This window comes from Microbulbifer maximicatervae (SeqCode) (genome assembly GCF_052467825.1).
Genome location: NZ_CP174327.1, coordinates 2,939,120 through 2,962,512, shown reverse-complemented (window position 1 = coordinate 2,962,512; position 23,393 = coordinate 2,939,120). Strand labels below are relative to the sequence as shown.

Below are 23,393 nucleotides of genomic sequence, written 5' to 3'. Positions count from 1 at the left end.
GGTTAAATCCCCCCACACGAAGTCAAACCACCATCCACAACGACACATTCGCCGGTCGTATAACTGGAAGCATCGGAGACCAAATACAAAACGGTGCCCGCCATCTCTTCCGGCTCCGCATGACGGTGCATGGGAATATGGCCAACCGCAGTTTTATAAATATCCTCGTGAGAAAACAATGCCCCGGCGAATTTGGTTTTTGTAAGCCCTGGTAGTAAAGCATTCACCCGGATATTAAATTGCGCACACTCCTTGGCAAACGCTTTGGTCATATTGACTACCGCCGCCTTGGTAATTGAATAAATACCCTGCCCAACACCCGGCTGCAAGGCATTCACTGAGGCGGTATTTACAATAACGCCACCACCCTGCTCTCGCATCAATTTGCCGGCTTCTACCGACATAAAGAAATAACCGCGTATATTGACCTCTACCGTCTTTTCGAAGGCCGCTAGATCAGTATCAAGAATATGGCCAAAATAGGGATTAGTCGCTGCATTGTTGACCAAAATATCCAAGCGACCAAATCGCTCGCGTATATCGCCAATAACCTGCTGGATATTATCCATATTGCCGATATGACAGGGGATCGCATCGGCACAGCCACCGGCATCCACAATTGCATCGGCTACGGCCTGACACCCTTCAATTTTTCTGCTGGAAACCAAAACATGGGCACCCTGCTCAGCCAAGAGTTTTGCGATGGCCTCACCAATACCTCGACTGGCGCCCGTCACCAGGGCAATTTTTCCCGAGAGATCAAAAATATTCTTTGCCATTTCTTATCCTTATAATTTCAGAAGTTAACCGTTAGCAGCGATATCCAATGCAGCTTGTGCGAGGGGTTCTACCAGGGCTCCCAGTTTTGCCGCATTTTTATTGGAGGCATTGCCGTCTTTTGCACGCTTCACCACCCCCTGAACAATCGCTGCCAGGCGAAAGAAGCTAAATGCCAGATAAAACGGCCAATTATCAATCCCATCAATACCCATTCGCTGGCAGTATTTGGCCACATACTCTTTTTCGGAGGGGATGCCCAAGGCCTTTATATCCAAGCCTAATAGGCCGGACATTTTGTCTTTGCCAGCGGGCATTCGCATTTGCATACACTGGTAAGCGAGGTCGGCATAGGGATGTCCCAGTGTGGAAAGTTCCCAATCCAAAAGCGCTATGACCTTGGGCTCCTGAGGATGGAAAATCATATTGTCGAGCCGGTAATCACCGTGCACCAATGCGATACGCCCATCATCATCCGGTAAAACGTCACCCAACCAGGCCATCAACTCATCCATCGCGGCAATGGGTTCCAGCTCAGAGGCTCGATATTGAGTGCTCCAGCGGTCCAGCTGCCGCTGGAAGTAATTACCTGGTCGGCCGTAATCCGAAAGACCGACGGCATTAATATCCAAACTATGCATGGCCGCCAGTACACGATTCATTTCATCGTACATAGCGCTACGCTGCTCGGCGTCAACTTCCGGCAGTGCCGCATTCCAGAATATCCGGCCCTCACAATATTCCATTAAATAAAACATAGAACCGATTAGGTCCCGGTCCTCACAGAGGTGCAATACCTTGGGCACCGGTACCTTAGTATCGGCGAGTGCCGACATTACCCGGTACTCCCGATCTACGGCATGGGCAGATTTCAATAACTTGCCTGGAGGCTGGCGTCGCAAAACATAAGATCGCGCCGGGGTTTGCAACTTGAACGTGGGGTTAGACTGGCCACCGGGAAATTTGGTGACCGTTACAGGCCCATTGAAACCGTCGACTTTGCCGGACAAATATTCTTGCAGTCGCTCAACAGGCAGCTCTTCCACAGAGCTGCGCAAATTGTTTACCGTCTCAGTCACTGAGTCCTCCATGATTTTCCGCGGCGGCATAGTGAGCAGCCAGGTTTCTGCCCAACTGCATCATATGGACTTGATCGGGACCATCCGCCAGACGGATGGTCCGAGCATAGGCATAGTGATGGGCGAGACTGTAATCCTGCCCCAATCCCGCGGCGCCGTGAATCTGTATGGCGCGATCTATTACCTTACAAGCCATCTGTGGCGCGACAATTTTTATCATCGCGATTAAATCTTTGGCCGCCTTATTGCCCAACCGATCCATTTGCGCAGCGGCCTTCAGAGTCAGCAGGCGTGCCTGCTCAATTTCGCAGGCGGATTTGGCAATATCTTCACGCACCGATCCCTGCTTGCTCATCGGGCGACCAAAAACAATGCGATGCTCTGCGCGTGCCGACATCATCTCCAGCGCTCTTTGAGCCTGGCCAATTAAGCGCATACAGTGGTGTATCCTGCCCGGCCCCAAGCGTCCCTGGGCAATTTCAAAACCGCGCCCCTCTCCAAGAATTAAATGGCTTGCGGGCACCCGGACATTTTCGAAAATCACTTCCGCATGCCCTTCCGGTGCATCGTCATAACCGAATACCGTCATCGGGCGAACTATTTTGACTCCAGGCGTATCGGTGGGTACCAGGATTTGCGATTGCTGCTGGTGACGATTGGGATTTTCCGGGTCAGTCTTACCCATCACGATCATCACTTTACAGCGTTTATTCATCAAGCCACTGATATAAAACTTGTGGCCGTTAATAACGTAGCTATCGCCATCGCGGATAATCGACGTTTCGATATTAGTGGCATCGGAGGAGGCAACCCGGGGTTCAGTCATAGCAAATGCAGAGCGAATTTTTCCATCCAAAAGCGGGGTTAACCATTGTTCCCGCTGGGCCTCAGAACCATATTGAGCCAAAACTTCCATATTGCCGGTATCCGGGGCATTACAGTTAAATACCTCCGATGCAAAAAGTACTTTCCCCATTTCCTCAGCCAGGGGCGCATACTCCAGGTTATTGAGCCCGGCACCGTAACGGGAATCCGGCAAGAACAAATTCCAGAGTTCCGCTTCCCGGGCTTTAATCTTTAATTCTGCCAAAATCGCCGGCTCTCCCCAGCGATCCTCCTGCAACTGCTGCATAAATATCGCTTCGGCGGGATAAATATATTGCTGCATGAAATTTTGCAGGCGTTCCAGCAGTCCCTTTACCTTGTCTGAGTATTCAAATTCCATCGCTACCTGCCCAATCAACTGTAAGTGATATGTTCGTGACGCCCATCCCGATCCAGGTGCGGCACATGATTGAAACTGTGCAGACTGATATTTTCTGCACTGAAAAATAAACGGCTAACGGCTGTGTTTTGGATTTGCATATTGAGATTGGCAACGGTGGATATTGAGCCTCCCAATATTTGCGTCAACATCATGGCAATGGCACCACCCGAACTAACAACCAGGGTTCGGCTGCCTTTGGGGCTATCGCAAATGTTTTTAAGCGCATCTGCGATTCTGGCTTCAAAATGCGACCAGGTTTCCGGTGGACTGATGTCACCGGCGGCCCAAGCCAGCATCCCCTGCTTCAAGAATCGATAAAAATCGGCGCGACTGGCACCTGCTCCCGGTGCCCGATCCGGGTATAGCTCGCTGTAATGCTTGGCAACCGCTAGAAAATCAAATTCATTAAGTTGGGGGAGTACACTGCGGGTATTTTCACTGGGGAGTTCCAGCCCCTCGCAAATTCCGTCCAAAGTTTGCCGGTGCCGGGTTAGGTTGCCGCACAGCAACCGGTCGAAACGAATACCCTTATCCCGCCAGTATTCACCCAGCCAGCGCGACTGTTGCCAGCCAGTATCGGAGAGATTGTCATAGTCATCGGCCCCAAATGAAGCCTGTCCGTGACGTACCAGAATAAATTCAGCCACCTATTTCCCTCCCCTTTTGATCTCCCCAACCCTATCCCCAGCATTTGAATCATCAAAGTTTATTATGCGAATATTGAATCATTCATGAGAGTGATGACGGTGGCAGCAATGCAATTACAGCGAATCGACATGAACCTCTTTCCCGTGCTGGAGGCGATATACGCAACCCGAAACCTGACTCGTGCCGCTGAGCAACTGCACATCACCCAGCCGGCTGTCAGTAATGCTCTGGCACGACTTCGCCGTACGTTAGACGACCCACTATTCACTCGCAGTCCCACCGGTATGGCACCGACGCCACTGACTGAAAGTATTATGCCGAAGGTCCAGGAAGCTCTTTCTCTACTGGGGGCAAGCCTTAGCGAGCAGCGTCACTTTGTGCCACAGGAAGCCAGAAAAACCTTGCGCCTCTCCATGAACGATATGGCGGAGACTTTCCTTTTACCCAGGCTGCTGGAAGTGCTGGAGCAGGAGGCCCCAGGTATTACTGTCGAGTCTTTCCAGGTCCCAAGGGAGCAGCTGGTCAAGGAACTGGCCGCCAACACGCTGGACTTTGCCCTGGATGTTCCCGTACCCACTTCCCCACAGATAAAACAACAGCGACTGATGAACGATCGCTACCTGTGTATGTTGCGCCAGGATCACCCCTTGGCGGATTCCGCCAGCCTTACCCTGGAACAGTACCTGAAGCTGGAACATATCCATGTCTCCAGCCGTCGCAGTGGTCCTGGCCTGGAAGATATTGCCCTGAACAAGTTAGGGCGCCGTCGCAATGTGAAATTGAGGGTCCAGCACTACCGGGTCGCACCGTTAGTGGTATTGAGAACCGACCTGGCACTGACAGTCCCCGCCAGCCTGGCGCGACAGTACTTAGCCCGATTGTTTGAGCTTCCGTTTCAAATACCGCAAATGGACTGGCACCTGCTGTGGCATAAAAATCAACACGACGACCCAGCCAATCAATGGCTGCGAAACAAGTTGGTAAGCTTGGTAGAGGAGTAAATGAGCCTCTGTATACGTCGAGACAGGGAACCCTTAAAAAACACTTTATTTATAGATGAGAATGGGACGCATCAAGGTTAGATAGGGCCCGTAATTGATCACTGAATTCGACCGGTTAAGTCACTGTTTCACAGTGGGCCGTCTTGTTATCCTGCTGGGCAACGATATGCACTTTTTTGCATATACATAAATGAACCCTAAAGGTTACAAGAAGAGAAATTTGCCATGTCCCAAGCCTACCCTAATATGCTTGCCCCCCTGGACCTGGGCTTCACCACCCTGAAAAACCGGGTGCTGATGGGCTCCATGCACACCAACCTGGAAGAACACCCCAATGGCTTCACCCGTTTGGCGGCCTTTTTTGCCGAACGTGCCCGCGGTGGCGTTGGCCTGATTGTAACCGGTGGTATTGCCCCGAACGAAGAGAGTGGCGTATTCCAGGGCGCTTCGAAGATGACCACTTCGGAAGAAGCCCAGCAGCACCGCGAAGTCACCGATGCTGTTCACGCTGAGGGCGGCAAGATCTGTATGCAGATCTTGCACACCGGCCGTTACGCCTACAACGAAAACCTGATTGCACCCTCTCCCATCCAGGCGCCGATCAACCCCTTCACCCCGCGCGAATTGACCAGCGAGGAAATCGAAGGCCAGATCGATGACTATGTACGCTGCGCCACCCTGGCTCGCGAAGCCGGCTACGATGGTGTGGAGATCATGGGCTCCGAGGGTTACTTTATTAACCAATTCATCGTGAAACGCACCAACAAGCGTACCGATGAGTGGGGCGGCTCCTTCGAAAACCGTATCCGCCTGCCGATCGAAGTTGTGCGCCGCGTACGGGAAGCCGTCGGCGAGAACTTTATTATTATTTACCGCCTGTCCATGTTGGACCTGGTGGAAGATGGCAGTGACTTCGATGAAGTAGTGGCTCTGGGGCAGGCTATCGAAAAAGCTGGCGCCACAATTATCAATACCGGTATCGGCTGGCACGAAGCGCGCGTTCCCACTATTGCCACCAGTGTTCCCCGCGCGGCATTTACCGATATCACCGCCAAGGTGAAAAAGCACCTGTCTATCCCGGTAGTTGCCAGCAACCGTATCAATGTGCCGGAAGTCGCCGAAGAAGTTCTGTCCTCCGGCCAGGCTGACATGATCTCCATGGCACGCCCCTTCCTGGCAGACTCTGAGTTCGTCAACAAAGCCGCCGAAGGCCGCGCCGACGAGATCAACACTTGCATTGGCTGTAACCAAGCGTGTCTGGACCACACTTTCCAGCTGAAACTGACCTCCTGTCTGGTAAACCCCCGCGCTTGTCACGAAACCGAATTGAACTACCTGCCTACCAACAACGTGAAAAAGGTAGCTGTAATCGGCGCCGGCCCTGCGGGCATGGCCGCATCTACCGTTGCCGCAGAGCGTGGACACGAAGTAACCCTGTTCGAAGGCAGCGATAAGATTGGTGGCCAGTTCAATATCGCCAAGCAGATCCCCGGCAAGGCAGAATTCCAGGAAACCCTGCGCTACTTTAAGCGTCGCCTGGAAGTCACCGGTGTTGAAGTAAAACTTAATACCATTGCCACAGCAGAAGACCTGCAATCTTTTGATGAAGTGATTATTGCTACCGGTATCGAGCCGCGCACTCCACCGATCCCCGGCATTGAGAGCGATAAAGTCCTGGGTTACCTGGATGTACTGAAGCACAAGAAGCCGGTTGGCGAGAAGGTTGCCATTATCGGAGCCGGCGGTATCGGCTTTGATGTAGCGGAGTACCTGACCCACGATGGCCCCCACTCCACAGAAGATGAAGTGGTCGCCAGCGATAAGGAAGAGTTCTTCAACGAATGGGGTGTCGATATTGCCCTGGAGAATCGCTCCGGCCTGAAGCCTCGCGAAGCAGTAAGCTCTCCGCGCCAGGTATATTTGTTGCAACGCAAAACCACCAAAGTGGGCGCGGGCCTGGGTAAAACCACCGGCTGGATTCATCGCGGCAGCTTGCAGCATCGCAAGGTAGAGATGATTGCCGGTGCCCTTTACGACAAAATTGACGATAAAGGCCTGCATATCCGCGTTGGTGAAGAGGAAAAGGTACTGGAAGTTGACAATATTATTGTCTGCGCCGGTCAGGAGCCTGCACGCAAGCTATACGAAGCTCTGCAAGAGCGCGGCGTAACCACCCACCTGATTGGTGGCGCTGATGAAGCCGCAGAACTCGATGCCAAGCGCGCTATCGACCAGGGCTCACGTCTCGCTGCCGAGATCTAATCTCCCGGCGATCACAAAATAAAATACCCCCGTCGACCAGAGTTGGCGGGGGTATTTTTTTGCCCTTAAATTCTGTATCCCGTGCTAGGACACGTTGGCGACTCGATCCGCGACGACCGTTCCCTCAGGCTCAGGCCACTCAGGGCGAGACAGATACTCGGTAAGGCGATAGAGCACAAACACGACTCCACATAACGCCACTAACAAGCCGTATAAGGCCGGGCCACTCCACCATTGAATAATCACTCCACCAATTAATGGCGCCATCGACCAGCCAATGGCATAAAAGGAAGAGGCCCCAAAATAGGTACCGCGTAAATGGGATGGTGCCAGCCGGTCAATTTGAATGCTCATGGTTGGAAACAAAATTGCCTCAGCCAGGCTCAAAATAAAAGTCGCTCCGAGCCAACCCCAAAACCAATCTACCGGATTTAGGGCATACCAAATCTGGGAGACCGACAAAATACCCAACCCAATCACAATACGGGTGTTAATGGCCAGCGGCCCCATTAACTTCATAATGGGAAACTGCAGTAATACTATCGTCGACGCATTAACAAAGATCATGCTGGATATCAGCTCTACCAATCCCGGCGCTTCAGCTCGAGTGAGGTATTGCACCAAGCTTGAATCCATATGCGCGTAGATAAACAGCGTTAAAATATTCGCAATAATCACCACCAGAAATACCTGATCACGGCTCAATACCGAGAGCGTATTTCCCAGAGATACGCCCGCATCCCTTTGCTTACTCGCTAAACGTCCGCTCTCGGTTCTGGCAAAACCCCAAACAAAGGCCAGGGCTAAGAGTAAGTAGCTGAGAGAGGTGAGCCCAAAAGTGGATTGCTGCGCACTCAAACCAGCCCAGACACCCACAATCGGCCCCAGCGCGGCCCCCACATTAATCAGGAAGTAGCGGAATTGCAGCGCCAATTCACGGCTGGCTTGATCGTCAATTAAGTCGCCTATCAGCGCACTCGCCGGCGGCTCCCACACCGCACGACCGATAGCACACAGGGTCATCGCACAGATAAATCCTGCCAAGGTTTGCGTCACAGCCAACAAGGCAAAGGAAAAAATACTCACAATACAGCCAAGCAATAGCATATTGCGGCGCCCATAGCGATCCGATAGCGCACCGGTAAAGAAGCCCAACACAGCAGCACCAACGGCAGATGCACTTAAGATCAAACCAATTTCAGCCGCGCCGAGGTGAAACTTTTCAAATAGAAGGATGGCCAGGAAAGGCCAGACCATAAAATAAGTTCCACGGCTAAAAAAACTGCCAATTAAAATAATCCAAACTAACGGAGGGAAGCTCCTCAAGCTTCTCCACCACTTCCCATTCATGGTTACTACTCCAATAGATTCACTGCCAACAATTCGATAGAGGCACCTGTCCTGTATGGTTTAAGTTGGCTGGTTCCAGATAAGAGAATGGCGCTAAGGCCACTCGGCGAGTGCCCGCGAGTCATTGGTACAAATGCAAACCCGGAAGGTTCTCTCACTATTCGGCCAAGGTGCCCATCTTTCAGGGGAGGGCAAGCAGCCTACCTCAGAAAATTAAGAGGCAGACAAAGAAGAGTTTCAGTAAGCAAGATGAATTTGAGACAAACAACCTTTATTTACCGACAAAAAAACCCGAGATGATAAGATCCCGGGTTTCCTTCTTGGCAGAAAATGCTCCTGCCCTACGGCTAAACCTTGGTATTAACCCTAACTGTTAATTACAGGTTAATAGAGAATAATCTGAGTGAGTTGCACAACAGTCATTCTGAATACGGTTACCCAATACTATCCGACAAGATTTGTTTTGAAAACCCAAACTGACAGATAAAACAAAAAAAATATTTGCCACATCATCACCCCAGTACAAACCACTAAAAGCAGAATCTTCCCCCCCGTCTATACTCGTTCAGGAAAAGCACCCGAGCCGACCAGCAGAAAAAATACTGCCACGCTTTTTTAATAGAGAGATAAGTCGCGACATGTCCCTATCCAACATGCTCGTTCAAGTGCGTGCTCAGGTTGAGCAGGCACTGGGTAAGCAACGCCCCCCCTATACCTTGTTTTTTTCAATTAGTGATGCCAAGCATCGCGCCATCGTGAAGCATAAAACGGCGGCGGATATTTCGGAAGCCTGGCAAGCCTTAGCAAAGACAATCCAAAGGGCAGCAAAGTCGCACAAGATGGAACCCTGTTGGTTACGTGTCGATTGGGTCACCCAAAAAAGCACAATGACATTTGCAGGCTTGGAAGAAATCCTTAAAGACACCAAGAGGTCGTATTTCCGCTATGGCCTCGCACTTGATATGGACTGCGAAATAGCATTCCTGGAGCAAGAGCTAAATGCTAATGCCATGCTCTATGGCGGAAATCAGATTGATCATGTCATTATTAATGAGAACAATTTTCTTGCCTACGCTAAGCAAAGATTCGGAATAAATACCGAGCTGGATTTTTCAGAAGAAAAGACTGTGCTTTTGCTTTCAACTCAGGGAATTTTCTGTGAATCCAAGCGCCAGCCCGTTTGCCTCTACGGACCCGGTTTAGATGCCGGCCGACGTGTCATAGAAAAATTAGATACTAATACTGTCTCTGATTTGATTAGAAACAGCAGTAACTACTTAAGCTCTCAAGTCAAAAAGAATGGCTCCTTCCACTATGGTTGGCACGCCTGTTTCGACCGAAAGATCGACACCTATAACAACTTACGACATGCCAGTAGTACTTATTCGATGATTGAAGCCTGGGAGGTTACTGGCGACAAAGCTCTAATGAGCTCCATACATCGATCACTGGAACACCTTACAACAGAGCTAATTCAGACCGCCACCCTCCCCTCAGGCGCTGAGGGAGCTTTTTTGGTAGAGGCAAATAATGAAATAAAACTAGGGGGCAACGCAGTATCACTGTTAGCCCTGGTAAAGTACTCTGAAGCAACGAAAACCGACAAGTATTCCAAACTGATGGAGCAATTAGCACTTGGGATAGAGTATATGCAGGACTCAATCACCGGGCAGTTCTCCCATGTTCTTGAATATCCAGACCTTCAAGTTAAAGATAAACATAGGGTCATCTATTACGACGGTGAAGCTGCCTTTGGTTTGATGCGGCTTTATGGCTTTACTAAAGATTCACGCTGGCTAAATTTAGTTGAAAAGGCATTTGATTATTTCATTCAAGCCAATCACTGGCGCGCTCACGATCATTGGTTAAGCTACTGCGTTAATGAACTAACCCTTTATCGCCCCGAAGAGAAGTACTACCAGTTCGGTATTCGAAACTTCGCCAGCTATTTGGATTTTGTGGAGAATAGGATAACCACATTCCCTACTCTGCTTGAATTGATGATGGCAGCTGAAAAGATGGTAACTCGCTTGGGCAAAGAGCCCGAGTTCCAATATTTACTTGACCAGGTAGACCTAAAACACTTTTACAGAGCACTACATAAGCGTGCGATGTACCTTCTAAATGGGTATTTCTGGCCTGAATTCGCCATGTATTTCAAGAATCCCAAACGTATATTGGGAAGCTTCTTTATCCGGCACCATGCCTTCAGAATCCGTATTGATGATGTCGAGCACTATCTATCTGGTTTTGTCGCTTATCGAAAGTACCTGCTTACGCCCAAAAATGCACCCGAGGATATTGAGGAGGCATACCAAGAAATGACCGTCGAGCCAACTGCCGGCTCCCACAAGTCACTACCAGTGCTCGCTTGGGGAGGAGATGTTAACTTAGCCCGGAGGCAGCATTACCGTACGGCCCAATTTGGCACCGAAAAAGTACTCGGCACAGTCATTGCCCTAAAAAACGCAGATATAAGCGTCGTTAACTTAGAGTGTGTCGTCGGAACTGAGGGTGAGCAAGGGATCAGTAAAGGCGAATCGTCCCCATACTATTACCGAGCCCGGCCCGAAATGCTTTCGGTATTAATGGAAGCCGGTATTGATGTTGTTGTCACTGCAAATAATCACAGTGGAGACTATGGCACTGCTGCGTTAATGGAACAGCAGTATTGGCTCAACGAAACCGGTATCGGGCACACAGGCTCAGGCATCAATATCGAAGAAGCTCTGGCCCCAGTATATCGCCCGGCAGGTCGACTTAATGTAGCCATTTTTTCTCTTGATGCTACACAACCCCGATTTGCAGCAGGTCCAAATACTCCCGGATGTGCACACTTGCCACTAACCATGCCCAGTCTCTGGTTCGACAATTTGAAGCCTCGAATTGAGGCCGCGCGAGAGAAAGCTCATATAGTACTTGTCGCTGTTCACTGGGGAGGCAACAGAGAACCCGAACCCAGCGAAGACGAAATCGCTATTGGTCATGCCATTATCGATGCAGGGGCAGATGGTATTCTGGGTACCAGTGCGCATAACCTACAAGGTATTGAAGTCTATAAGAATCGGCCAATCATCCATGACGCCGGGGATCTATTATTTGATGCAGTTCGGCGAAGCTTGGCAGATAGTGGAGTCTTTCGGCTTTACTTAAGTGAAAAAGGAGTAGAAAAGGTTGTCTTTGTACCTGTAGGTGTCGGATTTGGCTTTAGCAAGCAGTTGAGTGGAGATAGCGCAAAAGAGCTTACCCAACGATTTTCCAAATTCTGTTCAGCTCTGGGAACAAACCTAGTACCGAATTCAGATGGTAGCGGAACCATCTTGCTTTCGCCTCCGGATAGACAATACCGTAAATTACCACATCTCTTTAAAACCCATTACAAACGGGACCCGATTAAGCAGCAGCGTCCATTGAGTCCAAACTGGACAGTAGATCAAGTACCCCTGGATGCGCAGATCCCTCCGCTTGAATGCGGACCGCTTAAATTATTAGGTGTCAGATTTTATCCCCGTGAAATAAAAACTCGCCAGATGCTGTGGGTAGAATCCTTCTGGACTACCGACGAGAAAGTACAGGAAGATTTTCGCCTGGACTTTCGAGCTATCCCCATTAAGGAAACATCTATGCCTTATTGGGGAAAATCGATGGACCATGATCCCTGTGATTGGCAGGTACCCACCACAAAATGGCAGCCGGGGGTAATCTACCGAGACCTGTATGGAATAAGAGCACCAGCCAAGAATGAACTTCAACCTGTACATTTACATTTAGCCGTAGGCCTAATTTCAAACACCACCCAAATTAAACCCATACTCGTGGGGGGAATGATTACTCAACTGAATCTACTGGGGAAGAAGCCCTCCACTCGTCCCAGAGTCCCAAGTTATATGACCGAGTTCCCACCGGTTGTTTATCAACATCATCCAGGTCAAACTTGGAACGAAGAACAAATTAATACAATTGCAGGTGGCAGATGGTTGGTCCCTCCCCCAAAGGGATGGTTTGTCCGAAGCGTAATCTCAGGGAGTAGCTTTATAGAGGAGTCTCTTGACCCTATTCTATTCGTTGCACACACTAACCTTGATCGAGCTTACCATGAACAAAGCTCAAAGAAGCCAACTAAATTTTGGGATTTCCACCAGAAGCTCCCTTCTTTTGCCGATCAAATTGCCGGAGTAATTGTATCCAAACCCGTTGCTGGACTTCCAAAAGATCTCCCTGTACTCCAGGTAAAAGACCCAATCAAAGTTATTGTCGAGTTAGGTTTAGCGGCAAGGGAGCGATTTACTGGTGATGTAATAGCGATTACTGGCACTGCGGGAAAGTCAACAACACTCAAGATGATTACCCAAACGCTGGGAACAAGAGAAAAAATACTTTCCAGTATGGGGAACTATAACTCTCGCGTAGGTGCGCCATCAATGATGGCTAGCCTGAATCAAGATCATGAAGTCGCAGTTATAGAAGTTGCTCAAAGTGCCCTATGGATGAAACGTGGCCCTATTACACATCAAGTAAAACCCACTATTGCCTTAATAACCGAAATTGGAATGTCTCAAACTAGTCACCACGTAAAATGTGTCGAAGATACTGCTCGTTGGAAGTCACGAATTTATGATGGTCTTACTGGCTCCGCTATCGCTATTGCTGGAGAGCATCTAAAGTGCTTTGACTATGTATTGAAGAAAGCCAAGAAACATGCAAAGCGAATCATCATCTTTGGGGAAAGTCCTAATGCTGAAGTTCGTATTCTGGGAGTACGTACCGATGAATCTGGTAGCTGGGTCCAACTGAAATTTCCTAAGCGGGAATTAGAACTTCGCGTTCCTGCTCCAAGTATCGGTATGCTACACAATGCTGTCGCCTCCATTTGCGCAGTCTATGCCTTGGGCAGAGATATCGATGCAGCGGCATTAAAACTACAAGAACTACAGTTAGATGACAGCCACCTACAGCGCACCCGTATAAAAGTACATGGGAAATCCATTAGTCTGATCGATGATAGTTGGAATGCTACTGTCAGCTCAATGCTTAATGCTTTTTCCGTATTTGCACAAACTGAAACTCAAGATAAAGGAAGAAAGATTGCCGTTCTAGGCCGAATCGTTCATTTAGGCGAAAAAGCCAAGGAGCTTCATGAGAGCCTTGCTGGCCCCCTTATTCAAAGCAAGGTAAATTGGGTAATAACCCATGGCGAGGAGATGGAGTATCTTCGCAAGGTGCTGCCTGATGAATTATTAGGCCCTCACTTTTCCGAAGCTCCCGCCTTGGTAAGTTATCTAACAGACTTTTGTCAGGATTCAGACCTTATCCTTTTAAAAGGCTCAAGGCGGGATTCAGATTTTGGCTCTATTCCTGCACTGCTAGATAAACTCCAAAAAACCGGGCAGACTTTGGAAACAGAATAAAATTCAGTCTACAAAATATATCAGAACAAGTAGTCGCTATTGTAAGCTCCACTCAATGGCGACCTTTGTTTGGTCTACATTTCCCTTGAATTCTTTAGGCCACAAATTAGACCACACCCAAGTAAAATCGCGGGTAAGAGTAATTTTACTGAGCTGTCCTCGACCAAACCCATATCCAAATCGAGACTCCTGAGCCAAATTAGGATCTACCGGCATCCAGCGTCCATTCATGTAGACTTCAGCAGCATGATGATTGGGTTGTTTAAATTGCTTTCTTTTGGTAAAAAGAAACTCAGAAGTGACCCTTGCTGGATAGCCCATTGAACGGGCCAAAGCAACAAAAAGAGCTGCATACTCTGTACAATCGCCCTTTCTTGACTCGAGTGCCGCAAGTGCGCCTTTTGTCGGTTGGATTTTATATTCGATAACAGCTTGGGGTAAGAGAAATGCAGCTCGCAATCGCCCCTCTTCATCAGAAAACGTATTCTGAATTTCCAAGGATAATTTTTTTATTGCCAAAGCATCTGATTCAATATACTTTGCTGGCTGAAGATATTTTTTAGCCGGATAAGGCTCACGACCTCGAGAAATCTTGGCATAATCATAAGAACTCAACAAAAGGTCAAAATGAAATTTTCGCTTAACGACCTTTCCTGCAGGTATGTCTAGCCTTACTTCTAAATACTTGGAATCTCCCTTCTTATGATCCTTGATAACTAAATTTTCAGGGTATTCGTATCTTATCTCTTTTAATGACTGCTGCAATCCAGTTTCAACTGGCATCGACAATCTGTGAATATACCCTATGACATCACGTTCAGAGTGATTTTCTATAGTAACTTCTGCGGACAAGGTAACCTTCTTGCTATCAGCTACTGCACCGCGCCAAAGACCAAAAAGGCCGAGAAAAATACAAAACACCGAAAACGCGATTTTGCTACCAAGCATCAATTCCCACCGCTATCTCTCTCGCAAAGCTTCACTTGCTCTGTTAATCGGCTTTAACAGATAATCAAAGATGGTTTTTGATCCTGTTTTGATATCCACCGTAGCAATCATCCCAGGCACAATTGGGAATTTCTTTCCAACTTTATTTATCAAGGAATCTTTTTCAGTTAGGATAAAAACCCGATAATAATACTCTCCTGGTGTAAATTCATCTTGTATTGTATCTGGAGATATAGTCGTAACCTCACCATCTAAGCCTCCATACACTGCATACTCATAAGCTGTTATTTTTACCTTGGCAGCCTGTCCAGGACGAATAAACGCCACATCTCTAGGAGATATTTTTGCCTCAATTAAGAGCTGATCGTCCAGAGGGACTATCTCCATTAATTTTCCATTGGGTGGCACAACTCCGCCTATTGTCGTAACTTCAATAGCCTTAACGATTCCCCTCACAGGAGATCGATGAGTCAACCGGGTCAAAGAGTCAGACCGCCCTTCTTTTACTGAAGAAAGTGACTCAACTTCTGCTCTGACATTGGCAAGCTCTTCTCGAGCCTTGACCATATAATCGGACTTGATTTCCAGAATTTTGGTTTCCAGCTCTGACTTCTGCCGTTGCAGACGCAACACATCGACACTACTAGCCGCCCCAGAATCAAGTAAAGAAGTTGTTATAGTTAGTTCCTTGTTAACCAACTCTAATGTTTCTTTTGAACCACGAAGGGATTCCGCCAGACCTCGCTGTCTTATGTCAAATAACTTCTTTTCTGTGGCAATAAGTTCGGTGAATTCTGTAAGTTCTTCCGGGAATTTTATTGGTGTTCCATTTACTTCGGCATTTAAACGGGAAACGCTAGCAAGTGCAGCTCTATATCTTGCTGAAATTTCATCTACATTTGAGCGAAGCTTTGTCGGATCCAGTTGTGCTAACACCTCCCCTTTCTCGACAATGTCTCCCTCAGATACTTTTAAGTCAGCAAGTATGCCCCCCTCCAAAGACTGAATAATTTGTGAACGTGAAGTTGGCACTACTTTTCCACTACCCGATGACACTTCATCCACTTTGGCGAGATATGACCAAGTCACTGACGCTGCAAGAAGTAGGAAAAATACCCAAACAATTCTTCCAGAACGAACCAGAGATGCATCATCAACATCATCGCCATACTGCTTTTCGTCATTTTGAGAGTCTATATCTAGGAGGGCAACGCGTTTTGGCTCTCGCTGAGGGTGTGATAGCAAATCGTGACCATCTGCGTTTGACATGGCTACCTCGCCAAAATTTGTCTATGAAACCTTCTCACCCTGTTGGGTATCTTTGCCTTTTTGTCGTGACAATATGGAAATCGCCTTATCTTTGGGCTCATCTAAAGCAACTCTGCCGCTATCTAAAACTATTACGCGATCCACAAAATTTAGAATACTTGTTCTATGAGTAGCGACTACAACTGTCCGCTCAGCACTCCACTGTGAAAGAGCATGAATAAACCGCTTCTCAGTAGCTTCATCCAGGGCTGACGTTGGCTCATCTAACAAAAGAACATTTGGTTGGCGTAGAAGCAGGCGGGCTAGAAGTAGAGATTGCTTTTGTCCTCCAGAGAGTCCAAACCCTCCTTCCTGGATCAAGCACCCCAACCCTTTTGGAAGCTTGTTAACAAAAGCCTTGGCGCCTGTCATATCAAGCGCCCACATAATTTCCTCATCACTGGCATACGGGGCGCCTAGCACCAGGTTTTCATAAATAGTGCCATGGAAAAGGCCTGTTTTCTGACTAAGCAGGGAAACATCACGCCTGACATCAGCAGGATCTATGTGGGCAAGGCTCACATCATCAAGCCGCAACTGCCCCCTGGCAGGCTCGATGTATCCAGATAAAGCATGTAAAAAGGTTGACTTCCCTGACCCATTTCTACCCAGGATTGCAATTCGCTCACCTTGATGTATTTTTAGGTCGGAAATAACCAGCGCTGGTTCAGCAGCACTATCTCCGTAGTTATATACCGTTTGCTGAAAGTGATAATTGCCCTGGATAACTGATTTTTGTACTTTTTTTTCATTCTCAGGATTATCAACCGGCAGCTGCATAATTTGATCAATACCCTGCATCGCAAATCTAGCCTGCTGCCATCGACTAAGAACTTGGGTTATATTTGCCATTGGCGCCATCATTCTGGAGCCCAGAATCGAGGCCGCTACCAAGGCTCCGGTCGTCATACTCCCTTCCATTACCATCGGCGCCCCAAAAAGAACAACAACAGCAAAAACCGATGATTGAACATTGTGTGTCCAGCTCAATAACAGCCCTACCAAATACCGCAATTTAAGACTGGATTCGGCGGTAATTGCATTGAAGTGATTCCACTGCCCTTGAAATCTCTGCTCTGCCTGCATTGCTTTTATATCTTCAAGTCCCTGCACTGTCTCAATTAGCATGGCATTGCGCAGAGCACCCTCTCTGATTGATTCTTTGGAGAGAGTCGCCAATTTTGGCTGAAGTAGCAAACCAGGAATTATCAGCAGGAAGACTGCTACCAAAGGAATTAATGCCAGGCTTCCTGCAATCCACCACATAACAAACAGAAAAAGAATAAAAAATGGAAGGTCCGCGAGTGCCAGTATTGTAGAGGATGTAAACAACTCTCTTATTCTTTCAAGATCTCTAATTTGTGAAATAAAGGTCCCTGTAGACTTTGGTCTTGCCTGATCTTTGACCCGGATAGCATGGCCAAAGACTAAATCTGACATACGAATATCCGCGCGTTTTCCCAACAGATCCGTTACCCTGACCCGCATGGTTCTCATAATGAAGTCAAAAACAATGGCAACTACAACACCACTAAAAAGGACATAAAGTGTTGGCAATGACTCGGCGGGGATTACTCGATCATAGACTTGCTTGGAAAAAATGATGCCTGCTAACGCCAATGAATTAGCGATTGTAGTAGCAATCATCACATGAAAGTAGGGTTTTAAGTCCCGCAATATAATACGTCGAAACCAATGTTTATCGTGGGGCTTAATATACTCATCAATTCTAGAATCAGTCGCTGTACGCCTAGGCCGGAATATTGCCAAACTTAAAATTTGACTCTGCAACTCACACAGAGGCACACTCGTTTTTAGGCCTTTATCGCCACAGTAGGTAACACTCAGTTGCTCTTGCTTGGATACAGAATCGATGACAACCAACTGTCCATCTATCGTTTGTGCTACAACAGGCAATCTCCAAGAATTAATCGCAGACTCTGTGAATGGGCAAAATTTAACCGTTAGGCCTGCTTGCCGTGACATCTGACGAATAACACCTTCTACCGAATCACAGCCCCCCCAATTTCCCGCTATTCGTACTCTCTCAGCCGAACAGTCGATACGATAATGTCGTGCAATGGCAATAATTGCCTCACACCATGGACCAAAGTCAGATGCCATATTGGAGGTATCTAAAGATGAACCCTCACCATCATTAGTACTTTCAATTTGGTTATTATTCAAGGCAACACCTCCACGCCCTGAATTTGAATACCTTCTAGCTTGAAGGCTTCACGCATACCGCCACGACTATGTAAGCAGTCAATTTTTAATAAATGCAAATCAAAAATCGTATTATTTTTTTCCAGACGGGCAAGGTGTAATTCCTGCTCTGAATTTAGCAAATCAATTAAAGTTCTTGTTCCCAAGGTGGAGTATTGCTGCTTATAGAGATCCCTTGTTTCTGCAATTGCACTTTCCCTGGCACTAAGCGCCCCCAAACTTCGCATTAACCCTTCTGCCTCCTCTTGTGCCTCCCGATACTTTTGGGTTGCTGACAGTTGAGCTGAATCCCGAGCAGCATCCGCGGACTGTAAGGCATAATTAGCACCTTCTCGACCAGCGGATATTTTTCCGCCTTGGTATATAGGCATGGAAACATTTAGGAAGATGGCTTTTTCATTTTCATTGAGGGCGTTGGCATCTACATAGTTTTGATCCAAATATTGATTTACATTACCGTCCAAAGTGAATGTCGGCCAAGTGTTTGCTTTTGCCAACTTTAGTTTCGCTTCTGCCTCTGCTCTATCTGCTTCGGCAACCAGAACCTCTGGAACAGAGGAAAGATTAAACGATTCAACGTCACAAGCTTGGGCGACATCTTCCGGAACATACATAGCAACTCGAAAAGGGGACTGAAAGCCTGTTAATTTTTGTAGCGTGCTACGCCACCGCCGCAACAGGGCTTCAACCTGTTGCTTGGAGGCCTGCGCAGCATCTACTCTAGACTGAGCTTGTAAAACATCTGAACGAGAACTCACCCCTCGTTCTTTTCGAATTTGCACAAGTCTGGCAATAGCAGATACACCTTGAACTTGTGCATCAGAAGTAATTAGAAGTGACTGGTAACGTTGAACTTCAATCGCAGCTTTTGCAGTTCTCCTTGCAACTTCATCAATAGATTGGAGAACTTCAGCTTGCGATCTTTGCACCCCTGCTTGGGCAACAGAAACGCTACTGGATACTTTGCCAAAGTCATAAACCATCTGTGAAACATTCATCTGAAATGCGTGACCATCACCTTCACGCTTATATTCAGAATCATGTCCAGCCACAACACCAGCACTCAACTGCGGGAAATATCCTGACCTTGCGGAACGGACACCCTGCCTCTGCTGGTAAAGACTGCCTATTGCTTCTGCAATTAGGGGGTGCCAACCCACCGCTTGATGCACGACTTCAAGGATATTAAGTTCATTTCGTTGAATTCCCCTTTCATACTCACTAAACGATAACTGCCTAAGTGAATCATTCACTTCGACATCCATTTTACTTGGACTAATTACTTCAGCTGTGGGGGACGAACCAAAGAGGTCAGCTTCAGCAAGGAGAGCCCAAAATGCCAGAGCAAATAGCAATGACATTTTCCATAGTCGTTTAAACACTTCCACTATGTTCACTTTTCACTGATTATTGGAGAGGTAAAACACGCACTCACCGCTAGACATCAACGGTTTCGTAGAGTGGCTACGAAAGTCTAGCCAAAAAAAACCGGGCCTTGCGGCCCGGTAAATAAGTTAATTAAAGGCTATCTGATCTAGGTGTCACTCAAGCCATTTTGTTGCCACATATCTCCAACAGGATCTTCAAACGCCGCTGCATTATCTGTCGCTGTCAGGGCATCAGTGCCACCAACCATGCCAATGGAATCTAAGGTCGGGCTCACACCCTCCTCATTTCCGCTCGACTCAAATACCTGAGCATCTTCACTCGTTGACTCAAGTAGCTCATCGATTGACAGGTTAGAACCGGCACCCAGCATACCTTCGCCCGCATCTGCAGTAACGTCGATATCGAGGAACCCATCAGATCCAACGGTTGAATCAGAACCGATATTGATGATGGTGATATCAATATCAATGTCGATATCAAGGTTGATATCTATGTCGATATTTATATCGATGTCTACATCTGCATCAGCGTCTGCATCAGCGTCTGCATCAGCATCTGCATCAGCGTCTGCATCCGCGTCTGCATCCGCGTCTGCATCCGCGTCTGCATCAGCGTCTGCATCAGTGTCAGCGTCTGCATCTCCATCGGGCACCCAAGCGAACAACGCATCGGACGACGTTCCAGCTTCGCTATCGAGAGCTTCTACATCGCTGTCTTGAAGTTCACCAGGCTCTTGCGAATCCGATCCGATATTGATGATGATAATATCAACGTCAATATCAATATTGATGTCGATATCAATATCAATATTTATGTCGATATCGACATCTGCATCCGCATCAGCGTCGGCATCCGCATCAGCGTCGGCATCGGCATCGGCATCGGCATCCGCATCCGCATCCGCGTCAGCATCAGCATCAGCATCAGCATCAGCATCAGCATCAGCATCAGCATCAGCATCGGCATCGGCATCGGCATCGGCATCTGCATCTGCATCTGCATCGGCATCTGCATCTGCATCTGCATCGGCATCGGCATCGGCATCGGCATCAGCATCAGCATCGGCATCAGCATCAGCATCGGCATCAGCATCGGCGTCGGCGTCGGCGTCGGCGTCGGCATCCGCATCCGCATCCGCGTCAGCATCGGCATCGGCATCCGCGTCGGCATCGGCATCGGCATCCGCGTCGGCATCCGCGTCGGCATCCGCGTCGGCATCCGCGTCGGCATCCGCGTCGGCATCCGCGTCGGCATCCGCGTCGGCATCCCCATCGGGCACCCAAGCGAACAACGCATCAGACGGCGTTCCGGCACCGCTATCGAGAGCTTCTACATCGCTGTCTTGAAGCTCACCAGGCTCTTGAGAATTTGATCCGATATTGATGATGATAATGTCAACGTCAATATCAATATTGATGTCAATATCAATATCAATATTTATGTCGATATCGACATCTGCATCAGCGTCTGCATCGGCATCCGCATCCGCATCGGCATCGGCATCGGCATCGGCATCCGCATCCGCATCAGCGTCGGCATCCGCATCGGCATCGGCATCGGCATCGGCGTCGGCGTCGGCGTCGGCGTCGGCGTCGGCGTCGGCATCAGCATCCGCGTCAGCATCGGCATCCGCATCGGCATCAGCGTCGGCATCTGCGTCAGCATCCGCGTCGGCATCGGCATCGGCATCCGCGTCAGCATCGGCATCCGCATCGGCATCGGCATCGGCATCGGCATCGGCATCGGCATCGGCATCGGCATCCGCGTCAGCATCCGCGTCGGCGTCGGCATCCGCATCCGCATCCGCGTCAGCATCGGCATCTGCATCTGCGTCAGCATCCGCGTCGGCATCCGCATCGGCATCTGCGTCGGCATCCGCGTCGGCATCCGCGTCGGCATCGGCATCGGCATCCGCGTCGGCATCAGCATCTGCGTCGGCATCCGCATCTGCGTCAGCATCCGCGTCGGCATCGGCATCGGCGTCCGCATCAGCATCAGCATCAGCATCAGCATCAGCGTCGGCATCCGCATCAGCGTCGGCATCCGCATCAGCATCAGCATCAGCATCAGCATCAGCGTCGGCATCGGCATCGGCATCGGCGTCAGCGTCAGCGTCAGCGTCGGCATCGGCATCGGCATCGGCATCGGCATCGGCATCCGCGTCAGCGTCAGCGTCGGCGTCGGCGTCGGCATCTGCATCTGCATCTGCGTCAGCATCCGCGTCGGCATCCGCATCGGCATCTGCGTCGGCATCCGCGTCGGCATCCGCGTCGGCATCGGCATCGGCATCCGCGTCGGCATCCGCATCAGCATCTGCGTCGGCATCCGCATCTGCGTCAGCATCCGCGTCGGCATCGGCATCGGCATCGGCGTCCGCATCAGCATCAGCGTCGGCATCCGCATCAGCGTCGGCATCCGCATCAGCATCAGCATCAGCATCAGCGTCGGCATCGGCATCGGCGTCAGCGTCGGCATCCGCGTCAGCGTCAGCGTCAGCGTCAGCGTCAGCGTCAGCGTCGGCGTCGGCATCCGCATCCGCATCCGCATCCGCATCGGCATCGGCATCGGCATCGGCATCGGCATCAGCATCAGCATCAGCATCAGCGTCGGCATCCGCATCAGCGTCGGCATCCGCATCAGCATCAGCATCAGCGTCAGCATCGGCATCGGCATCGGCGTCAGCGTCGGCATCCGCGTCAGCGTCGGCGTCGGCGTCGGCGTCGGCGTCGGCGTCGGCGTCGGCGTCGGCGTCAGCATCGGCATCCGCGTCGGCATCCGCATCGGCATCTGCGTCGGCATCCGCGTCGGCATCCGCGTCGGCATCGGCATCGGCATCCGCGTCGGCATCCGCATCCGCATCAGCATCGGCGTCGGCATCGGCATCGGCATCGGCATCGGCGTCAGCATCCGCATCGGCGTCAGCATCTGCATCGGCATCAGCGTCGGCGTCGGCATCCGCATCAGCATCAGCATCAGCATCAGCATCAGCATCAGCATCAGCATCAGCATCAGCATCGGCGTCAGCATCCGCATCAGCGTCAGCATCTGCATCGGCATCAGCGTCGGCATCGGCGTCCGCATCGGCGTCCGCATCGGCATCCGCATCGGCATCCGCATCGGCATCCGCATCGGCATCCGCATCGGCATCGGCATCAGCATCTGAGTCAGCGTCGGCATCAGAATCAGGAATAAAAAAACGATCGCCGTCATTATCATCGTCATCACTAGCCGCGATAGCGATAACAACAACTCCAAGGGCAATTAATGCAGGAATCCACCAAGAAATACCGGGATTGGCTGGAGCTGGTGCGGGATAAGATGCACCACCAGCCGCAGCAAAGGCAGAGATTAAGTCTCCATTAGAAGCTAACATAAGAGGCTCTTCAGCCCCGGTTAGCACTAGCTCACTATGGTCACCTTCTTCATCTAACAGGTAAAACCCTGAAATAATGATGATTTGACCGGACTTTAAAACAATTACAAGGTCTACTCCGTCCTTGGAAAAAGACGCAATATCCTCAGGATCTGCGGGCATTTCGACAAGACCAGGAGAGGTCAAAGATAGCCCCTCCAGTGATCGCTCGTCGATTGAGCCCGTGGATTTGTCAAAGATTTTCGCAATCATGCTCTCACCAACTTCAAACGGTGCAACTTCCTAAATACACAGTTCATGGCCTGAGCTTAAAGACGGAAAATACCCCACTTTGAGCCCATCCGTGACTAGATTCAC

Annotated in this window: 13 protein-coding genes; 3 read left to right on the top strand and 10 right to left on the bottom strand. The window is 49.4% G+C overall.

The window, feature by feature from the left end; genetic code table 11:
• Positions 1–2 precede the first annotated feature (2 nt).
• The 4 genes from ACJJII_RS13110 to ACJJII_RS13095 are packed head-to-tail and all read right to left on the bottom strand — an operon-like array spanning position 3 to position 3,770.
• Positions 3–779, bottom strand: coding sequence for an SDR family oxidoreductase (locus ACJJII_RS13110; protein ID WP_282931833.1), 777 nt, complete (start codon positions 777–779; stop codon positions 3–5).
• A gap of 24 nt (positions 780–803) precedes the next feature.
• Positions 804–1,856 (bottom strand): phosphotransferase, encoded by a 1,053-nt coding sequence (locus ACJJII_RS13105; protein WP_444916507.1) that lies wholly within the window; start codon positions 1,854–1,856, stop codon positions 804–806.
• Positions 1,849–3,081 carry an acyl-CoA dehydrogenase family protein gene (locus ACJJII_RS13100; protein WP_444916506.1) on the bottom strand — a complete coding sequence of 411 codons (1,233 nt, stop codon included), beginning with the start codon at positions 3,079–3,081 and terminating at the stop codon, positions 1,849–1,851. The genes ACJJII_RS13105 and ACJJII_RS13100 overlap by 8 nt, the downstream gene beginning before the upstream one ends.
• A gap of 14 nt (positions 3,082–3,095) precedes the next feature.
• Positions 3,096–3,770: a histidine phosphatase family protein gene (locus tag ACJJII_RS13095; RefSeq protein WP_444916505.1), complete on the bottom strand. Its 675-nt coding sequence runs from the start codon at positions 3,768–3,770 to the stop codon at positions 3,096–3,098.
• Between the two features lie 108 nt (positions 3,771–3,878).
• On the opposite strand from ACJJII_RS13095, the gene ACJJII_RS13090 reads away from it, so the two are divergent.
• The gene (locus ACJJII_RS13090; protein ID WP_444916504.1) at positions 3,879–4,772 is read left to right on the top strand and encodes a LysR family transcriptional regulator; all 894 of its coding nucleotides are present in this window, start codon (positions 3,879–3,881) and stop codon (positions 4,770–4,772) included.
• 225 nt (positions 4,773–4,997) lie between these two features.
• On the top strand, positions 4,998–7,034 hold the full coding sequence (locus ACJJII_RS13085; protein ID WP_444916503.1) for an oxidoreductase: 2,037 nt from the start codon (positions 4,998–5,000) through the stop codon (positions 7,032–7,034).
• Between the two features lie 84 nt (positions 7,035–7,118).
• On the opposite strand, the gene ACJJII_RS13080 is transcribed toward ACJJII_RS13085, so the two are convergent.
• Positions 7,119–8,384 carry an MFS transporter gene (locus ACJJII_RS13080; protein ID WP_444916502.1) on the bottom strand — a complete coding sequence of 422 codons (1,266 nt, stop codon included), beginning with the start codon at positions 8,382–8,384 and terminating at the stop codon, positions 7,119–7,121.
• 638 nt (positions 8,385–9,022) lie between these two features.
• Here ACJJII_RS13080 and ACJJII_RS13075 point away from each other — a divergent pair.
• Positions 9,023–13,792 (top strand): CapA family protein, encoded by a 4,770-nt coding sequence (locus ACJJII_RS13075; protein ID WP_444916501.1) that lies wholly within the window; start codon positions 9,023–9,025, stop codon positions 13,790–13,792.
• Between the two features lie 36 nt (positions 13,793–13,828).
• On the opposite strand, the gene ACJJII_RS13070 is transcribed toward ACJJII_RS13075, so the two are convergent.
• From ACJJII_RS13070 to ACJJII_RS13050, 5 genes are all read right to left on the bottom strand, one after another.
• On the bottom strand, positions 13,829–14,740 hold the full coding sequence (locus ACJJII_RS13070) for a transglutaminase-like domain-containing protein (RefSeq protein WP_444916500.1): 912 nt from the start codon (positions 14,738–14,740) through the stop codon (positions 13,829–13,831).
• A 12-nt stretch (positions 14,741–14,752) separates the two neighbouring features.
• Entirely contained in the window at positions 14,753–16,009 is a 1,257-nt protein-coding gene (locus ACJJII_RS13065) for an HlyD family type I secretion periplasmic adaptor subunit (RefSeq protein ID WP_444916499.1), read from the bottom strand.
• A gap of 21 nt (positions 16,010–16,030) precedes the next feature.
• Complete coding sequence (locus tag ACJJII_RS13060; RefSeq protein WP_444916498.1) at positions 16,031–18,235, bottom strand: type I secretion system permease/ATPase; 2,205 nt, start codon at positions 18,233–18,235, stop codon at positions 16,031–16,033.
• Positions 18,232–19,662 carry a TolC family outer membrane protein gene (locus ACJJII_RS13055; RefSeq protein ID WP_444916497.1) on the bottom strand — a complete coding sequence of 477 codons (1,431 nt, stop codon included), beginning with the start codon at positions 19,660–19,662 and terminating at the stop codon, positions 18,232–18,234. The genes ACJJII_RS13060 and ACJJII_RS13055 overlap by 4 nt, the downstream gene beginning before the upstream one ends.
• Positions 19,663–19,808: 146 nt before the next feature.
• Positions 19,809–23,288, bottom strand: coding sequence for a BapA/Bap/LapF family prefix-like domain-containing protein (locus ACJJII_RS13050; RefSeq protein WP_444916496.1), 3,480 nt, complete (start codon positions 23,286–23,288; stop codon positions 19,809–19,811).
• Positions 23,289–23,393 lie beyond the last annotated feature (105 nt).